14 protein-coding genes are annotated in these 16,748 nt (G+C 71.4%); 5 read left to right on the top strand and 9 right to left on the bottom strand.

Translation table 11 applies throughout. The features are described 5' to 3' along the window. Nucleotides 1-139: 139 nt before the first annotated feature. Complete coding sequence (locus tag MRBLMG1_RS07330) at nt 140-1,165, bottom strand: ATP-dependent 6-phosphofructokinase (protein ID WP_367821924.1); 1,026 nt, start codon at nt 1,163-1,165, stop codon at nt 140-142. A 300-nt stretch (nt 1,166-1,465) separates the two neighbouring features. Here MRBLMG1_RS07330 and pta point away from each other — a divergent pair, with 300 nt between their 5' ends. From pta to pyk, 3 genes are all read left to right on the top strand, one after another. After that, nucleotides 1,466-3,559 carry a phosphate acetyltransferase gene (pta, locus tag MRBLMG1_RS07335; protein ID WP_367821926.1) on the top strand — a complete coding sequence of 698 codons (2,094 nt, stop codon included), beginning with the start codon at nt 1,466-1,468 and terminating at the stop codon, nt 3,557-3,559. Continuing rightward, nucleotides 3,556-4,806, top strand: a complete 1,251-nt coding sequence (locus tag MRBLMG1_RS07340) for an acetate kinase (protein WP_367821927.1) — start codon at nt 3,556-3,558, stop codon at nt 4,804-4,806. The genes pta and MRBLMG1_RS07340 overlap by 4 nt, the downstream gene beginning before the upstream one ends. Nucleotides 4,807-4,888: 82 nt before the next feature. Next, on the top strand, nt 4,889-6,319 hold the full coding sequence (pyk, locus tag MRBLMG1_RS07345; RefSeq protein ID WP_367821929.1) for a pyruvate kinase: 1,431 nt from the start codon (nt 4,889-4,891) through the stop codon (nt 6,317-6,319). Nucleotides 6,320-6,389: 70 nt separating this feature from the next. On the opposite strand, the gene MRBLMG1_RS07350 is transcribed toward pyk, so the two are convergent. From MRBLMG1_RS07350 to MRBLMG1_RS07365, 4 genes are all read right to left on the bottom strand, one after another. Then, on the bottom strand, nt 6,390-7,676 hold the full coding sequence (locus MRBLMG1_RS07350; RefSeq protein ID WP_367821931.1) for a hypothetical protein: 1,287 nt from the start codon (nt 7,674-7,676) through the stop codon (nt 6,390-6,392). Next, entirely contained in the window at nt 7,666-8,217 is a 552-nt protein-coding gene (locus MRBLMG1_RS07355; protein WP_367821933.1) for a DUF6114 domain-containing protein, read from the bottom strand. The genes MRBLMG1_RS07350 and MRBLMG1_RS07355 overlap by 11 nt, the downstream gene beginning before the upstream one ends. Before the next feature lie 105 nt (nt 8,218-8,322). After that, nucleotides 8,323-8,985 carry a DUF6230 family protein gene (locus MRBLMG1_RS07360; protein ID WP_367821935.1) on the bottom strand — a complete coding sequence of 221 codons (663 nt, stop codon included), beginning with the start codon at nt 8,983-8,985 and terminating at the stop codon, nt 8,323-8,325. Between the two features lie 600 nt (nt 8,986-9,585). Continuing rightward, complete coding sequence (locus MRBLMG1_RS07365) at nt 9,586-10,557, bottom strand: tetratricopeptide repeat protein (RefSeq protein ID WP_367821937.1); 972 nt, start codon at nt 10,555-10,557, stop codon at nt 9,586-9,588. A gap of 320 nt (nt 10,558-10,877) precedes the next feature. Here MRBLMG1_RS07365 and MRBLMG1_RS07370 point away from each other — a divergent pair, with 320 nt between their 5' ends. Then, nucleotides 10,878-11,513: a TetR/AcrR family transcriptional regulator gene (locus MRBLMG1_RS07370; protein WP_367821939.1), complete on the top strand. Its 636-nt coding sequence runs from the start codon at nt 10,878-10,880 to the stop codon at nt 11,511-11,513. 73 nt (nt 11,514-11,586) lie between these two features. On the opposite strand, the gene MRBLMG1_RS07375 is transcribed toward MRBLMG1_RS07370, so the two are convergent. The 4 genes from MRBLMG1_RS07375 to MRBLMG1_RS07390 form a co-directional block, all read right to left on the bottom strand. Next, nucleotides 11,587-13,287: an acyl-CoA mutase large subunit family protein gene (locus MRBLMG1_RS07375; RefSeq protein ID WP_367821941.1), complete on the bottom strand. Its 1,701-nt coding sequence runs from the start codon at nt 13,285-13,287 to the stop codon at nt 11,587-11,589. Nucleotides 13,288-13,447: 160 nt separating this feature from the next. Further along, nucleotides 13,448-13,780, bottom strand: a complete 333-nt coding sequence (locus tag MRBLMG1_RS07380; protein ID WP_367821943.1) for a DUF3817 domain-containing protein — start codon at nt 13,778-13,780, stop codon at nt 13,448-13,450. 44 nt (nt 13,781-13,824) lie between these two features. Further along, a complete protein-coding gene (locus tag MRBLMG1_RS07385) occupies nt 13,825-14,334 on the bottom strand; it encodes a MarR family winged helix-turn-helix transcriptional regulator (protein ID WP_367821945.1) in 510 nt (169 codons plus the stop codon). Nucleotides 14,335-14,343: 9 nt separating this feature from the next. Then, nucleotides 14,344-15,684 (bottom strand): MFS transporter, encoded by a 1,341-nt coding sequence (locus MRBLMG1_RS07390; RefSeq protein WP_367821947.1) that lies wholly within the window; start codon nt 15,682-15,684, stop codon nt 14,344-14,346. Between the two features lie 71 nt (nt 15,685-15,755). Between MRBLMG1_RS07390 and MRBLMG1_RS07395 the strand changes: the two genes are divergently transcribed. Further along, nucleotides 15,756-16,748: a DUF5937 family protein gene (locus MRBLMG1_RS07395; RefSeq protein ID WP_367821949.1), complete on the top strand. Its 993-nt coding sequence runs from the start codon at nt 15,756-15,758 to the stop codon at nt 16,746-16,748.

A 16,748-nucleotide genomic window follows, 5' to 3' on the forward strand; every position in this document is an offset into this window, starting at 1 on the left:
CACGGGGGGACGGTCGGGGCCACTCTCGGGGTCCGGGTCCCGGTCGGGATCCGGGACGGGTCGGGACGGAGGTCCCGACGGGCCGGGCCGGAGGGCCCGGCCGGAGGGCCCTGTCGTACGGGCCGCGCCGGGCGGCGGGTCAGAAGACGGACTCGGCCTCGCGCATGCGGTCCGCGGGGACCGTCTTGAGCTGGGTGACGGCCTCGGCCAGGGGCACCATCTCGACGTTGGTGCCGCGCAGGGCCGTCATCCGGCCGAAGTCGCCGCGGTGCGCCGCCTCGACGGCGTGCCAGCCGAAGCGGGTGGCGAGCACCCGGTCGTACGCGGTCGGCGTGCCGCCGCGCTGGACGTGGCCGAGGATGACAGGGCGGGCCTCCTTGCCGAGGCGCCGCTCCAGCTCGACGGCGAGCTGGTTGCCGATGCCCTGGAAGCGCTCGTGACCGAACTGGTCGATCTCGCCCTTCTTGTAGTCCATGGAGCCCTCGGCCGGGTGCGCGCCCTCGGCGACGCAGATGACGGCGAACTTCTTGCCGCGGGCGAAGCGCTCCTCGACCATCTTGACGAGGTCGTCGACCTGGAAGGGGCGCTCGGGCAGGCAGATGCCGTGGGCGCCGCCGGCCATGCCGGACTCCAGGGCGATCCAGCCGGCGTGGCGGCCCATCACCTCGACGACCATCACCCTCTGGTGGGACTCGGCGGTGGTCTTGAGGCGGTCCATCGCCTCGGTGGCGACGCCGACGGCGGTGTCGAAGCCGAAGGTGCGGTCCGTGGAGGAGATGTCGTTGTCGATGGTCTTCGGGACGCCGACGACGGGCATGCCGGCGTCGGAGAGCATCCGGGCGGCGGTCAGGGTGCCTTCGCCGCCGATCGGGATGAGGACGTCGATGCCGTACTGCCGGGCCAGGTCGGGGGCGGACTCGGCGGCCTCGCGCAGCCGGTTCCGCTCCAGGCGGGCCGAGCCGAGGATGGTGCCGCCGCGGGCCAGGATGCCGCTGACGGCGTTGAGGTCGAGGGGGCGGTAGTGGCCGTCGAGGAGGCCCTTGAACCCGTCCTCGAAGCCGATGACTTCGTCGTCGTGGCCGGTCAGCGCCCGGTGCACGACCGACCGGATCACTGCGTTCAGGCCGGGGCAGTCGCCGCCTGCGGTGAGAACTCCGATGCGCATCGTGCTGTGTCTCCTGCTCGGTCGCGGTCCGGGGTGAGCCTCGGCAATTCTCACACGACGGACCTGGCGGCCGTGCTCGTCGTCCTTCCGCGCGTCCCTCCGGAGGGACGCGCGGAGGCCTTTCGTCCCGGGCTTCGGGCCCTTCGCCCGGCGGGCGACGTAACCATCAGCGGAGGTATTGTCAAGGGGGTAATGCCGCCCTATCGGGGCTTTCTGAGCACTGTCGATTGACGCACGGGCCGCGAAGTGCCGCGAGGCACCGCTCGGCCCCTTCCGCAGGACTGGACAGGAGACCACGGCGTGACGCGCAGCGTGTACGTGACCGGGATCGACCGCGGTGACGGCCGTCAGGTCGTCGAGCTGGGAGTCATGGAGCTCCTCACCCGCCAGGTGGACCGGGTGGGGGTGTTCCGGCCCCTGGTGCACGACGGCCCCGACCGGCTCTTCGACCTGCTGCGCGCCCGCTACCGGCTCTCGCAGGACCCCGCGACGGTCTACGGCATGGACTACCACGAGGCGTCCGACCTCCAGGCCGAGCGGGGCACCGACGCGCTGGTGTCCGAGCTGGTCGACCGGTTCCACGCGGTCGCCCGCGACTACGAGGTCGTCCTCGTCCTCGGCACCGACTTCGCCGCCACCCAGCTCCCCGACGAGCTCGCGCTCAACGCCCGCCTCGCCAACGAGTTCGGCGCCTCCGTCATACCGGTCGTCGGCGGCAAGGGCCAGCCGTCGGAGTCCGTACGGGCCGAGGCCCGCAACGCCTTCCGGGCGTACGACGCACTCGGCTGCGACGTCCTCGCGATGGTCGTCAACCGGGTGGCGGGCGAGGACCGGGAGGCCATCGCCGAGCGGCTCGGCGCCCGGCTGCCCGTACCCTGCTACGTCCTGCCGGACGAGCCGGCGCTCGCCGCGCCCACCGTCGCCCAGATCACCCACGCGCTCGGCGCGTCCGTGGTCCTCGGCGACGACGCGGGCCTCGCGCGCGACGCCCTGGACTTCGTGTTCGGCGGCGCGATGCTGCCGAACTTCCTCAACGCGCTGACGCCCGGCTGTCTCGTCGTCACCCCCGGGGACCGGGCCGACCTGGTCGTCGGCGCGCTCGCCGCGCACTCGGCCGGCACCCCGCCGATCGCCGGCGTGCTGCTCACCCTCAACGAGCGGCCCAGCGAGGAGATCCTGACCCTGGCGGCCCGCCTCGCGCCCGGCACCCCGGTCATCTCGGTCGCCGGCAACAGCTTCCCGACCGCGACCGAACTCTTCGCCCTCGAAGGCAAGCTGAACGCGGCCACCCCGCGCAAGGCGGAGACCGCCCTCGGCCTCTTCGAGCGGCACGTGGACACCGCCGACCTCCTCAAGCGGGTCTCGGTCGCCCGCAGCGGCCGGGTCACCCCGATGATGTTCGAGCACGAGCTGCTGGAGCAGGCGCGGGCCGACCGCCGCCGGGTGGTGCTCCCGGAGGGCACCGAGGAGCGGGTGCTGCGCGCCGCCGACGTCCTGATCCGCCGGGACGTGTGCGACCTGACGCTGCTCGGCGACGTGGAGACCATCCGCAAGAAGGCCGCCGACCTGAGCGTGGACCTGGGCGGGACGCAGCTGATCGACCCGCAGACCTCGGAGCTGCGCGACTCGTTCGCCGAGAAGTACGCGGCGCTGCGGGCCCACAAGGGCGTCACCGTGGAGCTCGCGTACGACGTCGTCTCGGACGTCAACTACTTCGGCACGCTGATGGTCCAGGAGGGTCTGGCCGACGGCATGGTCTCCGGTTCGGTGCACTCGACGGCGGCGACGATCCGCCCGGCCTTCGAGATCATCAAGACCAAGCCGGACGCCTCGATCGTCTCCTCGGTGTTCTTCATGTGCCTGGCCGACAAGGTCCTCGTGTACGGCGACTGCGCGGTCAACCCGGACCCGAACGCCGAGCAGCTCGCGGACATCGCGGCCCAGTCGGCGGCCACCGCGGCCCGCTTCGGCGTGGAGCCGCGGATCGCGATGCTCTCGTACTCGACGGGCACCTCCGGCTCGGGCGCGGACGTCGACAAGGTGCGGGAGGCGACGAAGCTGGTCCGCGAGGCCCATCCGGAGCTGCGGATCGAGGGCCCGATCCAGTACGACGCCGCCGTCGAGCCGTCCGTGGCGGCGACGAAGCTGCCGGATTCGGAGGTGGCCGGGCAGGCGTCCGTGCTGATCTTCCCGGACCTCAACACCGGCAACAACACCTACAAGGCCGTGCAGCGCTCGGCCGGCGCCGTGGCCGTCGGCCCGGTGCTCCAGGGTCTGCGCAAGCCCGTGAACGACCTCTCGCGGGGCGCGCTCGTCAGCGACATCGTCAACACGGTCGCCATCACGGCGATCCAGTCCCAGGTCCCCTCCCAGGGTCAGGAGCTCCCCGCATGACCGCCCAGCCGCCTCCCGCGAGCGCGCCCACCCGCGTCCTCGTCCTCAACTCCGGTTCCTCGTCGCTGAAGTACCAGCTGCTCGACATGGGCGACGACAGCCGTCTCGCCCAGGGGCTCGTCGAGCGGATCGGCGAGGCGACCTCGCGGCTCGTGCACACGCCGCTGCAGGGCGGGGGCGGCGAGAAGCGCGAGACGACCGGTCCGATCGCGGACCACGCGGCCGCGCTGAAGGCGGTCTCGGAGGAGCTTGCGGCGGACGGGCTCGGCCTGGACTCCCCCGAACTGGCCGCGATCGGCCACCGCGTGGTGCACGGCGGGCTGCGGTTCACCCAGCCGACGGTGATCGACGACGAGGTGCTCGCGGAGATCGAGCGGCTGGTGCCGGTGGCGCCGCTGCACAATCCGGCGAACCTCACCGGCATCCGTACGGCGATGGCGCTGCGGCCCGACCTGCCGCAGGTGGCGGTCTTCGACACCGCGTTCCACACGACGATGCCGGAGGCCGCGGCCCGGTACGCGATCGACCGGGAGACCGCCGACGCGCACCGGATCCGGCGGTACGGGTTCCACGGCACGTCACACGCGTACGTGTCGCGCGAGACGGCGAAGCTGCTCGGCAAGGCGCCGGAGGAGGTGAACGTGATCGTGCTGCACCTGGGGAACGGCGCGTCCGCCTCGGCGGTGGCGGGCGGCCGGTGCGTGGACACCTCGATGGGGCTGACGCCCCTCGAAGGCCTGGTGATGGGCACCCGCTCGGGCGACATCGACCCGGCGGTCACCTTCCACCTCAAGCGGGTGGCGGGCATGTCGGCGGACGAGATCGACGTGCTGCTGAACAAGAAGTCCGGTCTGGTGGGGCTGTGCGGCGACAACGACATGCGGGAGATCCGCCGCCGCGTCGACGAGGGCGACGAGCGGGCCGCGCTCGCCTTCGACGTCTACATCCACCGTCTGAAGAAGTACATCGGCGCGTACTACGCGGTGCTCGGCCGGGTGGACGCGGTGGTGTTCACGGCGGGGGTCGGCGAGAACGCGGCCCCGGTGCGGGAGGCTGCGATCGCGGGTCTGGAGGAGCTCGGGCTCGCGGTGGACGCGGACCTCAACTCCGTGCGTTCCGACGAGGCGCGGATCATCTCGCCGAACTACGCGCGGGTGGTCGTGGCCGTGGTGCCGACGGACGAGGAGCTGGAGATCGCGCGCCAGAGTTACGCGCTCGTTCACGGCACCGAGAGCTCGAACGAGTGAACGCCTGAGCGGGCCCGCGCCCATTTGTACTTTCCGCCAGACGGAATATTCCGCAGTGAAACAAACCGATAGGATCCGCCTCATGCGCCGTTCCAAAATCGTCTGCACGCTGGGCCCCGCCGTCGACTCGTATGAGCAGCTGAAGGCTCTCATCGAGGCCGGCATGAACGTGGCCCGATTCAACTTCAGCCACGGATCCCAGGCGGAACACCAGGAGCGGTACGACCGCGTCCGGCAGGTCGCCGCCGACACCGGACGGGCCGTCGGTGTCCTCGCCGACCTCCAGGGCCCCAAGATCCGCCTCGAGACCTTCGCCGAGGGACCGGTCGAGCTGGTGCGCGGTGACGAGTTCACCATCACCACCGACGACGTCCCCGGGGACAAGTCGATCTGCGGCACCACCTACAAGGGTCTGCCCGGCGACGTCTCCAAGGGCGACCAGATCCTCATCAACGACGGCAACGTCGAGCTCCGGGTGACCGAGGTCGAGGGCCCGCGCGTCCGGACCATCGTCATCGAGGGCGGTGTCGTCTCCGACCACAAGGGCATCAACCTGCCCGGCGCGGCCGTCAACGTGCCGGCCCTGTCGGAGAAGGACGTCGACGACCTCCGCTTCGCCCTGCGGATGGGCTGCGACATGGTCGCGCTCTCCTTCGTCCGCGACGCGAACGACGTCAAGGACGTCCACAAGGTGATGGACGAGGAGGGCCGCCGGGTCCCCGTCATCGCCAAGGTCGAGAAGCCGCAGGCCGTCGAGAACATGGAGGCCGTCGTCGCGGCCTTCGACGCGGTCATGGTGGCCCGCGGCGACCTCGCCGTCGAGTACCCGCTGGAGCGGGTCCCGATGGTGCAGAAGCGCCTGGTGGAGATGTGCCGCCGCAACGCCAAGCCGGTCATCGTCGCGACCCAGATGATGGAGTCGATGATCACCAACTCGCGTCCGACCCGCGCCGAGGCGAGCGACGTCGCCAACGCGATCCTGGACGGCGCGGACGCGGTCATGCTGTCGGCCGAGTCCTCGGTCGGCGCCTACCCGATCGAGACCGTGAAGACGATGTCGAAGATCGTCGCCGCGGCCGAGGAGGAGCTCCTCTCCAAGGGCCTCCAGCCCCTGGTCCCGGGCAAGAAGCCGCGCACCCAGGGCGGCTCCGTCGCCCGTGCGGCCTGCGAGATCGCCGACTTCCTGGACGGCAAGGCGCTGGTCGCCTTCACGCAGTCCGGCGACACCGCCCGCCGCCTCTCCCGCTACCGCACGCAGCAGCAGATCCTCGCCTTCACCACCGACGAGGGCACCCGCAACCAGCTCACCCTGAGCTGGGGCGTCGAGTCCTTCCTCGTCCCGTTCGTGGAGACCACGGACGCCATGGTCGACCTCGTCGACGCCGAGCTCCTCAAGCTCCAGCGCTACAACGCCGGCGACACCATGGTCATCACCGCCGGCTCGCCCCCCGGCGTCCCCGGCACCACCAACATGGTCCGCGTCCACCACCTCGGCGGCACCGAGACCGCCTGAGACACGACGAAGCCCCCGTCCGGTGCGGACGGGGGCTTCGCCGTGTGCGGCTCCCGGAGTGGTAGGGGGGTCAGTTCGCCTCGATCGAGTTCCGGAGGCCCTTGACGCGGAGCGTGCCGCCGAACTGGCCGGCCTGCTTGAGCTTCACGTTGGTGAAGAAGACGTACGGGAGGTCGAGCGGGGGCGGGGACTCGGGGCCGAAGGTGATCGGGATGATGCCGAGGAGGTTGCCCTTGAGCTCCTCCGTGTACATCGTCACCGTGCCGTCGGTGATGGTCGACGTCGAGCCCTGGGCGGACCGGACGTGCGCCACTCCCTCGGAGTGCTCCGTCATCTGGTGCAGGTCCTTGATGTCCACGCCGGTGGCGGTGAACTTCAGGACCTTCTTGATCTTGCCGCCGTAGGTCTTCACCTCGACGATGCCGTGGTACTTGAGGCCCTTGAGGGTGAGCAGCGAGCTCTCCAGGCGCCACGGCTCGTCCGGGAGCAGGGCGAGGCCGGGCTCCAGGTCGGCGGCGGCGAGGGCCGCGTCGTCGCGCTCGGGGCACGGGAAGCGGGGCTTGGCGCCCTCGGGTATGTCCTCGTCGGCCGTGACGTCGAGGCCCTCGGCCTTCTCCGACAGCTCCGAGGTCTCGACGCCGGCCTTCTCGGCCGCCTTGCGGATCGCGGCCTTCGTCGTGTCGGCGGCCGGGTCCGCGGCCGGCTTCGCCGCGGTGGTGGCGGTGGCCGCCGGCGTCGGCGCGCCGGTCGCGGCCGGGGCGTCGTCGGCCGCCGGGCGGGCCGGTGCCTGGGTCGTCGGCGCGGCCGTCGTGGGCGTGGCCGACGGCTTCGGGTCCGGGCCGTCGAAGAGGTCCTTGAGGGCGTCGCCGAGGCCCAGCGGGTCGAGCGGGTTCGTCGACTTGGTCGGCGTGGGCGTGGCGGTCGGGGTGGGCGTGGCGCTCGGCGTGGTGGCCGGCGCGTCGGTCTTGGCCCGCTCCTGCGTCTGGGGCGCGGCCGTCTGCCCGGTCGCCGTCGCGGTCGGCGTCGGCGTCACGGTGGCGGAGGGGGTGCCGGAGGGCGTGGCCGAGGGGGTGGCCGTCGGCTTCGCGGTCTCGGTCGGCTTCGCGGTCTCCGTGGCCTCCGGCGACGGCTCGTCGGAGCGCGTCACGCAGGGGCCGGGGGCGAAGGGGATGTCCTTCTCGTCGGCGAGGGCGGGGCTGGGCGCGAGGCCCATGCCCACGAGCACCGCGGTCGGCATGGCGGCCAGCGCCATCGCCTTGCCCGCCGGGCCCTGGATCCTGTTCAGCAGCGACTTGCGCGGGGCCGCGTGCCGCGGTCCCCCCTTCGCGAGCGCCGACTGAGTCTCGTCACCCCGCACTGTTCCTCCCGCCGTTGGCGTCGATCGTCGTTTCGGTCAGGTGGTGCTCCGCCTCGCGCTGCTCCGGGACGCCGGCGGCGTACAGGGCCTCGGTCTCGGCGGACGCTTCCGGCTCACCGTCGTCCTCGGTGCCGACGACCTCTTCGACCGGCGGCGCGGGGGCCCAGGCGACGGACATGCCGCCGCCGATGAGGGAGAGCAGGAACCCGATGACGAGACCGCCGAAGTTCGACACGGGAATGGAGACCAGTCCCAGCACGATCGTCGCGACGCCGGCGAACACCCGGACGATGGGCTGGTACCACATCGTCAGGCCGAGCGTGATGAGCAGGACGCCGATGATCAGCGCGCCGGATCCGGCCGTCGTCTTCATCGCCATGGTGATGTTGCCGAGTCTCATGTCCCCGTAGGGCAGGTAGGCGATCGGCAGACCACCGAGGATGGTGAGCAGGCCCGCCCAGAAGGGCCGGGTCTGCCGCCAGACCTTGAACCGGTTGTCCTGGTGGGGGACTCCGTGGGAGGCAGGGGTCTCGGCGCTCATGGAAACAGCTCCCTGGAAGCGGTGTTGCTGAGAAGAGGTACGAAGCGGGGACGGGTCCCCGGAGCGGGTGCGGGCCGCCGGAGCGGCCCGCACCCTGGGGCCGGATCAGCCCTGGAAGCACTCCTTCGCCGTGCCCCGGTGCAGGGACAGGCTCAGGTCGGGGAGCTTGAAGGTGGCGGCCGTGGTGGCCCACGCCTTCTGCTTGACCTTGGTCAGGGTGACCTCGTCGGCGCGCTGGCCGAAGCCGTTCTCGTTGGCCTGGGTGTTGGGCTGGATGCCCTGGCCGCCGGGGGTCTTCGGGAGCGAACCGGCGGCGACGCCGATGTCGATGTTCTTGAAGTCGGCGTCGGCCTCGAGGTACGAGACGTCGAGGTACAGGTCCTTCGCGTCGACCCGCTTGTCGGGGTTGGACGCGCCCTCCGTACCGGCCTCCAGGCGGAGGGTGATGTCGCCGAGACCCGGAACCGGGGTCACGACGGACTGGCACATGTTGGTGATCTTGGCGGTGTCGAAGCCGGAGACGGCGACCGGGGCACCGAACGGCGTGCCGTCCAGCTTCTTGCCCTTGGCGACGCTGCCGTACTGGACGAACTCGGTGCCCTCGAGCTTGTCGGTCGAGACCTTGAACTCCTGGCCGGAGATCGCGAACGACGCCGCGAGCGCACCCTGGGCCAGGCCGACGCCGATCGCGGCCGTCGCGGCCACGCTCGGGACCATGACGACGGCGAACCGCTTCCACCTGGTTCCGCCACGAACCTGGGACTTCATGAGAATTCCTCCTTCTCGGACGTACATCTCCGGAAGGGCCAGGGGCCCGTCCTGGGATGGGAGAAGAGCTACGTCCTCGGGAAGGAGAGCGCCGAGGCGTCAAACGGCGCTCTGCGCGTCCGAATCACCGGCGATCACCCCCGAGCGACAACCATGGCCACGCTTTTCGCGTGACCTGATTGGACAGGCCCCGTTCGGTGAGAGCGGGAACCCCCCTGTCCACGACCGGTGCCGGGCACCGGTCCGCCCGGTGGGGACCTTCGCCGCGTTCCCGGTTGGTTTGCCGGGGTGGTGCGGTTCGGACCGAGCGTCGCCGATCGTGGTCCATTCCGGGCCCCCGCACAAGGGGGTTCGTTACTCGCTAGTAACGGGTGGATAACCGGGCGATGGCGGGGCGGCGCCGAACGGGCACTCAGGGTGCGGTCGTGTGACCGTCGATATCAGCAGATCACCGTATGAATCCGGACAGAATCAGGGATTCGATTTACTACAAGTAACAGCGGCCGCGATTACCAAGTTTTGGTAAAGCACGGCCGCTGTCTGTCGCTCTGTCGCCAAATCGTCGGACGATCCGGCGCCCTGTGCCGGGGCGGAAAAACCTCAGAACAGCACGCGGGCGAGGGCCTGGCGGCCCGCCGTCACGCGCGGGTCGTCGGCGCCGATCACCTCGAACAGCTCCAGGAGCCGAAGCCGAGCCGCGTCCCGGTCCTCGCCTGCCGTGCGGCGCACGGTCTCCACCAGCCGCCCGAAGGCGTCCTGCACATGACCGCCCACCAGATCGAGGTCCGCGGCGGCGATCTGCGCGGCCACGTCGGCCGGGTCGTCGGCCGCCTTCTTGCGGACGACACCCGCGTCCAGGCCCTGCACCCGCTGGAGCAGTTCGGCCTGGGCCAGGCCGAGCTTGGCCTCGGGGTGCGCCGGGTCGTCGGCGAGCACGTTCTTGTACGCCTGGACGGCCCCGGCGAGGTCACCCGCGTCGAGCGCGGACATGGCCGCCTCCAGGAGCACGTCGTACGGGCCGACGGGCCGCGCGGCGGGGGCCGAGTCGTCGGCGTCCGCGTCCGCGTCCACCACGATGCCGGTGAGACCGAAGCGCTCCTCGCCGATCTGGATCAGCTGGTCGAGGGTCTCCCGGATCTGGGCCTCGGGCACCGCACCCTGGAAGAGCGGCAGCGCCTGACCGGCGACCACCGCGAAAACGGCCGGAATTCCCTGGATGCCGAACTGCTGCATCAGCATCTGGTTGGCGTCGACGTCGATCTTCGCGAGCAGGAAGCGGCCGTTGTACTCGACGGCCAGCCGCTCCAGGAGGGGGCCGAGCTGCTTGCACGGCTCGCACCACTCGGCCCAGAAGTCGAGGACGACCGGGACCTCGGCGGAACGCTGGAGCACATCGCGCTCGAAGCCCGCCTCGTCGACGTCGATCACCAGGGCGGAGGGGGACACCGCGGCGGTACCACCCTGCCGGGCGGCTTCGGCGCGCACCTGCTCCGCCTTCGCCTTGGCCTCTCCGGCCGCCTTCACCGCGGCGAGGTCGACGACGCCGCTCATGGACATGTTTCGGGGCTGCATGGGTACATCCTCCCCCCTCCGCGCGCGTAACCGGTAAGTCATGGCTGAACCGTGCCGTCCGCACGCCTCCCGCCGGTTGCGAGACGCGTGGACGACACGGTCCTTCGTCTTCGGTTCGCATCGGGTCCCCACCCGATGCCCGCCGGATCCCCACCCGGCGCATTGGTTGTCGCTCAGGCCGCTCAATGCCTTTCGCTACAGGTCGTAGCGTATCTCCGGAGCGGGAGTCGGCGGGAGGGCCCGGGCACGATCCGCCGGGTGAACTGCCTCACATCGCGCACCCCTGGCGCGATACCTACCGGCGGGTATGGTCGGCTTCCATGTGTAGCCGCACCAAGCCCCGCAGCAGCCGTACCGGGCGCCCCCGCTCCCCCGAGGCCGACACGGCCATCCTGGAGGCGACCCGGGCCGCTCTGGTCGAGCTGGGCTGGTCCAAGCTCACGATGGGGGACGTCGCCGGCCGCGCCGGAGTGGCGAAGACGACCCTCTACCGCCGCTGGGCCAACAAGAACGAACTCGTGGTGGACGCCGTCGCCGTCCTCTTCGACGAACTCGAACTGCCCGACCTGGGTTCCCTCCAGGCCGACATCGAGCACGTCGTCCTCCAGTTCGCGGCGCTCCTCGAACGCCCCGAGACCAAGACCGCCCTGATGGCCGTGGTCGCCGAGTCCACCCGCGACGCACCACTGCGCGAACGCATCCGCGCCTCGATCGTCGACCGCCAGAAGCGCCTCGTCCTGGCCGGCCGCATGCGGGCGCAGCAGCGCGGCGAACTCCCGGCGCACCGCGACCCGGTGGCCACCGACGCCACCGACGACCTGATCTTCGACGTGATCGCGGGCGCGGTCGTCCACCGCGCCCTGGTCAGCGCCGAGCCCGTCGACGAGGCGTGGGTGGCCCGCCTCTCCGCCCTCCTCGTGGGGGGCCTCGGCGCGGTGGCGGCGGCCGGCGGCTGAGCCGCGCACGCGACACACGCGACAGGGGCGGTACGGGAACTCCCGTACCGCCCCTGCGCGTCGGACGTGCCCGTCAGAAGCCCGGGGGCTCCGTGTAGACGCCCCACTCGTCGCGCAGCGCGTCGCAGATCTCGCCGAGCGTGGCCTCGGCGCGTACGGCCTCCAGCATGGGGACGATCATGTTCGAGCCGTCCCTGGCCGCGGCCAGCATCGCGTCGATGGACGCGCGGACCTTGGCGTCGTCACGGCGCTCCTTGCGCTCGCCGAGGACGCGGACCTGCTCCCACTCGACCTCGTGGCTGACGCGGAGGATCTCCAGGTCGCCGGTGACGGAGCCGTGGTGCACGTTGACGCCGACGACCCGCTTGTCGCCCTTCTCCAGGGACCGCTGGTACTGGAAGGCGGACTCGGCGATCTCGCCGGTGAACCAGCCGTCCTCGATGCCGCGCAGGATGCCGGAGGTGATCGGGCCGATCGGGTGCTGACCGTCCGGGTGGGCGCGGCGGCCGCGCTCCTTGATCTGGTCGAAGATCTTCTCGGCGTCGGCCTCGATGCGGTCGGTGAGCTGCTCGACGTACCAGGAGCCGCCCAGCGGATCGGCCACGTTGGCGACGCCGGTCTCCTCCATCAGCACCTGCTGCGTGCGGAGCGCGATCTCGGCGGCCTGCGCGCTGGGGAGGGCGAGGGTCTCGTCGAGGGCGTTGGTGTGGAGGGAGTTGGTGCCGCCGAGGACGGCGGAGAGGGCCTCGACCGCGGTCCGCACGACGTTGTTGTACGGCTGCTGGGCGGTGAGGGAGACACCGGCGGTCTGGGTGTGGAAGCGGAGCCACTGCGCCTTGTCGGTCTTGGCGCCGTAGACCTCCTTCATCCAGCGGGCCCAGATCCGGCGGGCGGCGCGGAACTTGGCGATCTCCTCGAAGAAGTCGAGGTGCGCGTCGAAGAAGAAGGAGAGGCCGGGGGCGAAGACGTCCACGTCGAGGCCGCGGCTGAGCCCCAGCTCGACGTAGCCGAAGCCGTCGGCGAGCGTGTAGGCGAGCTCCTGCGCGGCCGTCGCCCCGGCCTCGCGGATGTGGTAGCCGGAGACGGAGAGCGGCTTGTACGCGGGGATGCCCTGCGCGCAGTGCTCCATCAGGTCGCCGATGAGGCGCAGATGGGGCTCGGGCTCGAAGAGCCACTCCTTCTGCGCGATGTACTCCTTGAAGATGTCGGTCTGGAGCGTGCCGTTGAGCACGGCCGGGTCGACGCCCTGGCGCTCGGCCGCCACGAGGTACATGCAGAAGACCGGGACGGCCGGGCCGGAGATCGTCATCGAGGTGGTGACGTCGGCGAGCGGGATGTCCTTGAAGAGGACCTCCATGTCGGCGGCGGAGTCGATGGCGACGCCGCAGTGGCCGACCTCGCCGAGGGCGCGGGGGTCGTCGGAGTCGCGGCCCATGAGGGTCGGCATGTCGAAGGCGACCGAGAGGCCGCCGCCGCCGGCCTCCAGGATCATCTTGTACCGCTCGTTGGTCTGCTCGGCGTTGCCGAAGCCGGCGAACTGGCGGATGGTCCAGGTCCGGCCGCGGTAACCGGTCGGGTGCAGTCCCCGGGTGAAGGGGTACTCACCGGGCCAGCCGATGCGCTCGAACCCCTCGTAGGTGTCGCCGGGGCGGGGCCCGTACACGGGCTCCACCTCGTCCCCGGAGAGCGTGGTGAAGTCGGCGTCCCGCTTGCGGGCCTTGTCGTAACGGGCCTGCCAGCGACGGCGGCCTTCCTCGATGGCGTCAGCGTCCATGCATCGAATTTACTAGGACGTCCTAGTAAATGTCGATGACAAACGCCTGCCAGCGACGGCGGCCTTCCTCGATGGCGTCAGCGTCCATGCATCGAATTTACTAGGACGTCCTAGTAAATGTCGATGACAAACCTCCGCACATGTGTGCGGAGGTGGGGTGTCAGGCCTTGACCGGCTCCGGCCGCGCGCCGCTGACCAGCGGAAGCGTCTCCGCGACGACCTTGCGCTCGACGAAGAAGGCGGCGGTCGGAATCGTGCCGCTCACCAGGACCCACAGCAGCTTGCCGAACGGCCACCTGGCCTTGGAGCCCAGGTCGAAGGCGAAGACGAGGTAGATGATGTAGAGGACGCCGTGGAGCTGGGAGACCGCGAAGGTCAGGTCCTCGCCGACGCCGAAGCCGTACTTGGCGACCATGCACGCGCACAGGATGAGCAGCATGACGGCGGTCACATAGGCCATGACGCGGTAGCGGGTCAGCACGCTGGATTTCATGCCGTCGAGCGTAACGGCACGTTCCGGACGATCTTCGCGGGGGGCTACCTCTCCTCGAAGTCGTCCGCCGCGACGCGCAGCGGGCGGAGCATGGCGAAGATCTCACCGCATTCCTCGGCGTCGTAGGCGCCGAGGCCGAAGTCCATCTCCATCAGGTCGCGGGTCGCGGACTCGACGACCTCGCGGCCCTTGTCGGTGATGGAGGCGAGGGTGCCGCGGCCGTCGTTGGGGTTGGGGCGCTTGGCGACGAGGCCGGACCGCACGAGCCGGTCGACGGTGTTCGTCACCGAGGTGGGGTGGACCATCAGCCGCTCGCCGATCTTGGACATCGGCAGCTCCCCGGCCTTGGAGAAGGTGAGCAGCACCAGGGCCTCGTAGCGCGCGAAGGTCAGCCCGTAGGGCTTGACGACGGCGTCGACCTCCGCGAGGAGGATCTGGTGGGCGCGCATGATCGAGGTGATCGCGGCCATCGAGGGGACCGGGCCCCAGCGCTTCTGCCAGAGTTCGTCGGCTCGGGCGATGGGGTCGAAGGGGAGACTGAGCGGCTTCGGCACGCACCGACCTTACCGACTGGTCATATGCCGGTCAGCCCCGTCTCGAACTTCGGTCGCCCGCAGCTCGGCGACGACGGCGAGGACGGCGATCGTGCCGAGCACTCCCGCGCCCGCGACGACCGCGTGGACGGACGCGAACTCGGCCGCGATCCCGGCGCCGGCCATGCCGACGCCCTGGACGGTCATCATGCCCGCCGTCATCAGGGTCATCGCCCTCCCCCGCTGCTCCTCGGGGACGGCGGTGACGAACCAGGCGTCGAGGCCGAGGGTGTACGCGCCGGTGGCGCCGGCCAGGAAGAGCGCGAGGGCCGCGAGGGCGAGGCCGGGTTCGGGGGCGTAGAGGAGGTACGGCACGACGCTGGTCACCGCGAGCGGCAGGACGATCCGGGAGCGGGTCGCCGCGCTGAGGAACGATCCGGCGAAGAGCTCGCCCGCGATGGTGCCGACGGGCAGCGCGCACATGAGGAGGCCGAGGGCGGCGGTGGAGACGCCGATCTCGTCGGCGTAGGGGGCGGCGAGCGCCTCGGGCACGACGGCGAAGAGCGGCGGCACCCAGAACATCAGCATGAGGGCGCGCACCCGCCGGTTCCGCAGTACGGCCCAGGTGCCGGCGAGTCCGCCGCGGGTCTCCCCGGTGGCCCGGGCGGGACGGCGGACGGTGCCGAGGCGCAGCAGCAGCGCGGAGGCGAGGAAGGTGGCGGCGGTGACGGCGAGGGCGCCGCGCGGCGGTACGGCGGTGAGCAGGACTCCGCCGACGGCGAAGCCGGTGAGGAGGGCGCTCTGCGAGACGATCCGCAGCAGTGAGCGGCCGAGGACGAAGAGGTCGCCCTCGCCGAGGATGTCGGCGAGGGTCGCCATCCGGGTGCCGTTGAAGACGGGCGAGACGACGGCGATGGCGCAGCGCAGCACGAGCAGGACGGCGACGGGGGTCGTCGGGACCACCATCGCGGCGACGCAGGCGGCGCAGACGAGGTCGCAGACGACGAGGATCCGCCGGGGCGGCAGCCGGTCGGCGAGTCCGGCGAGCAGCGTGCCGCCGACGAGGTAGGGCAGGAACCCGAGCGCGAAGGTGAGCGAGGAGAGGAGCGGGGAGCGGGTCAGGTCGTAGACGAGGACGGTCAGCGCCAGTTCGCTGACGACGACGCCGATCAGTGAGAACAGGTGGGCCACGAAGACGAACCGGAACTCGCGGACGGCGAAGACGGCGCGGTAGCCGGGGCTCGGGGCGGGCGCGGCGGGACCGGCGGGATCGGCGGGATCGGCGGTGGACGCCTTCGGGGTGGGGTCGGGCGCGGGCGCGGGGGTGTGCGGGGGTGCCGGTTCCGGCGGCCGGGTGTCGTTCGTGGGCATGGAGGGCAGCGTGCCGGGCGCGGGGGCGGGACCCTAGACTTTCGGCTCCAGCCGAATGTCCGGGAGGTTCCGTGCCGTACCACCTGCATTTCGGGGAGGCGGATCCGATGCGGATCCGGTTCGCGATCTCGCCGCTGTGGGAGACGCACTCGGCCGTGCGCGTCCTCGCCCGGCCCGCGAAGCAGGGGTACCACCTGCCGTGGATGCGGCGGATCGCGGGCGCCGCGCGGGGGCTCGACCTGGGGCCGCTGCATCTGCTGATGCCGCTCCGGGGGCACAGTCCCGACTCGCTCTATCCGCCGCCGCTGGGTCCGGCCGCGTCGTTCGACGAGGAGATCGCGGCGGTGCGGGCGACGGACCCCGCGCTGGCCCTGGTGGATTTCGAGCGGTCGCTGGCGGAGACGCCGGGGGCGGCGGAGTCGGCGGAGGGTCGGCGGATGCTCGCCGATCCGGCCGGTGCGGTGGAGCGGCTCGCCGATCTGCTGCGGGCCGCGTGGGAGGCGCTGATCGAGCCCGACTGGCCCCGGCTGCGGGCGCTCCTGGAGGCGGACGTGGCGTACCACTCGCGCCGGCTCGCGGAGGGCGGGCTCGAACGGCTCCTGGGGGAGCTGCACCCGGCCTTCGACTGGGCGGCGGAGACGGCGACGCTGACGGTCGCCTATCCCGGCGAGCACGTGCGGCCGCTGGACGGGCAGGGTCTCGTGCTCGTGCCGTCGGTGTTCACCTGGCCGGACGTGGTGAGCGGCTTCGATCCGCCGTGGCAGCCGACGGTGGCGTATCCGGCGCGCGGGATCGGCGGGTTGTGGTCCGAGCCGGGGGGCCGTACGCCGGAGGCGCTGGCCCGGCTGCTCGGGCCGGTGCGGGCGGACGTGCTGTGTGCGCTCGACGAGCCGATGGGGACGACTGCGCTGGCGCATCTGCTGGGCAGGGCGCCGTCGTCGGTCTCGTCCCATCTCTCGGTGCTGCGGGACGCGGGGCTGCTGTCCTCACGGCGCTACGGCCATCAGGTGCTGTACGAGCGGACCCCGCTGGGGATCGCGGTGTCGCAGCCCGACGCGCAGTGA

This window comes from Streptomyces sp. LMG1-1-1.1 (assembly GCF_040815545.1).
GTDB lineage: Bacteria > Actinomycetota > Actinomycetes > Streptomycetales > Streptomycetaceae > Streptomyces.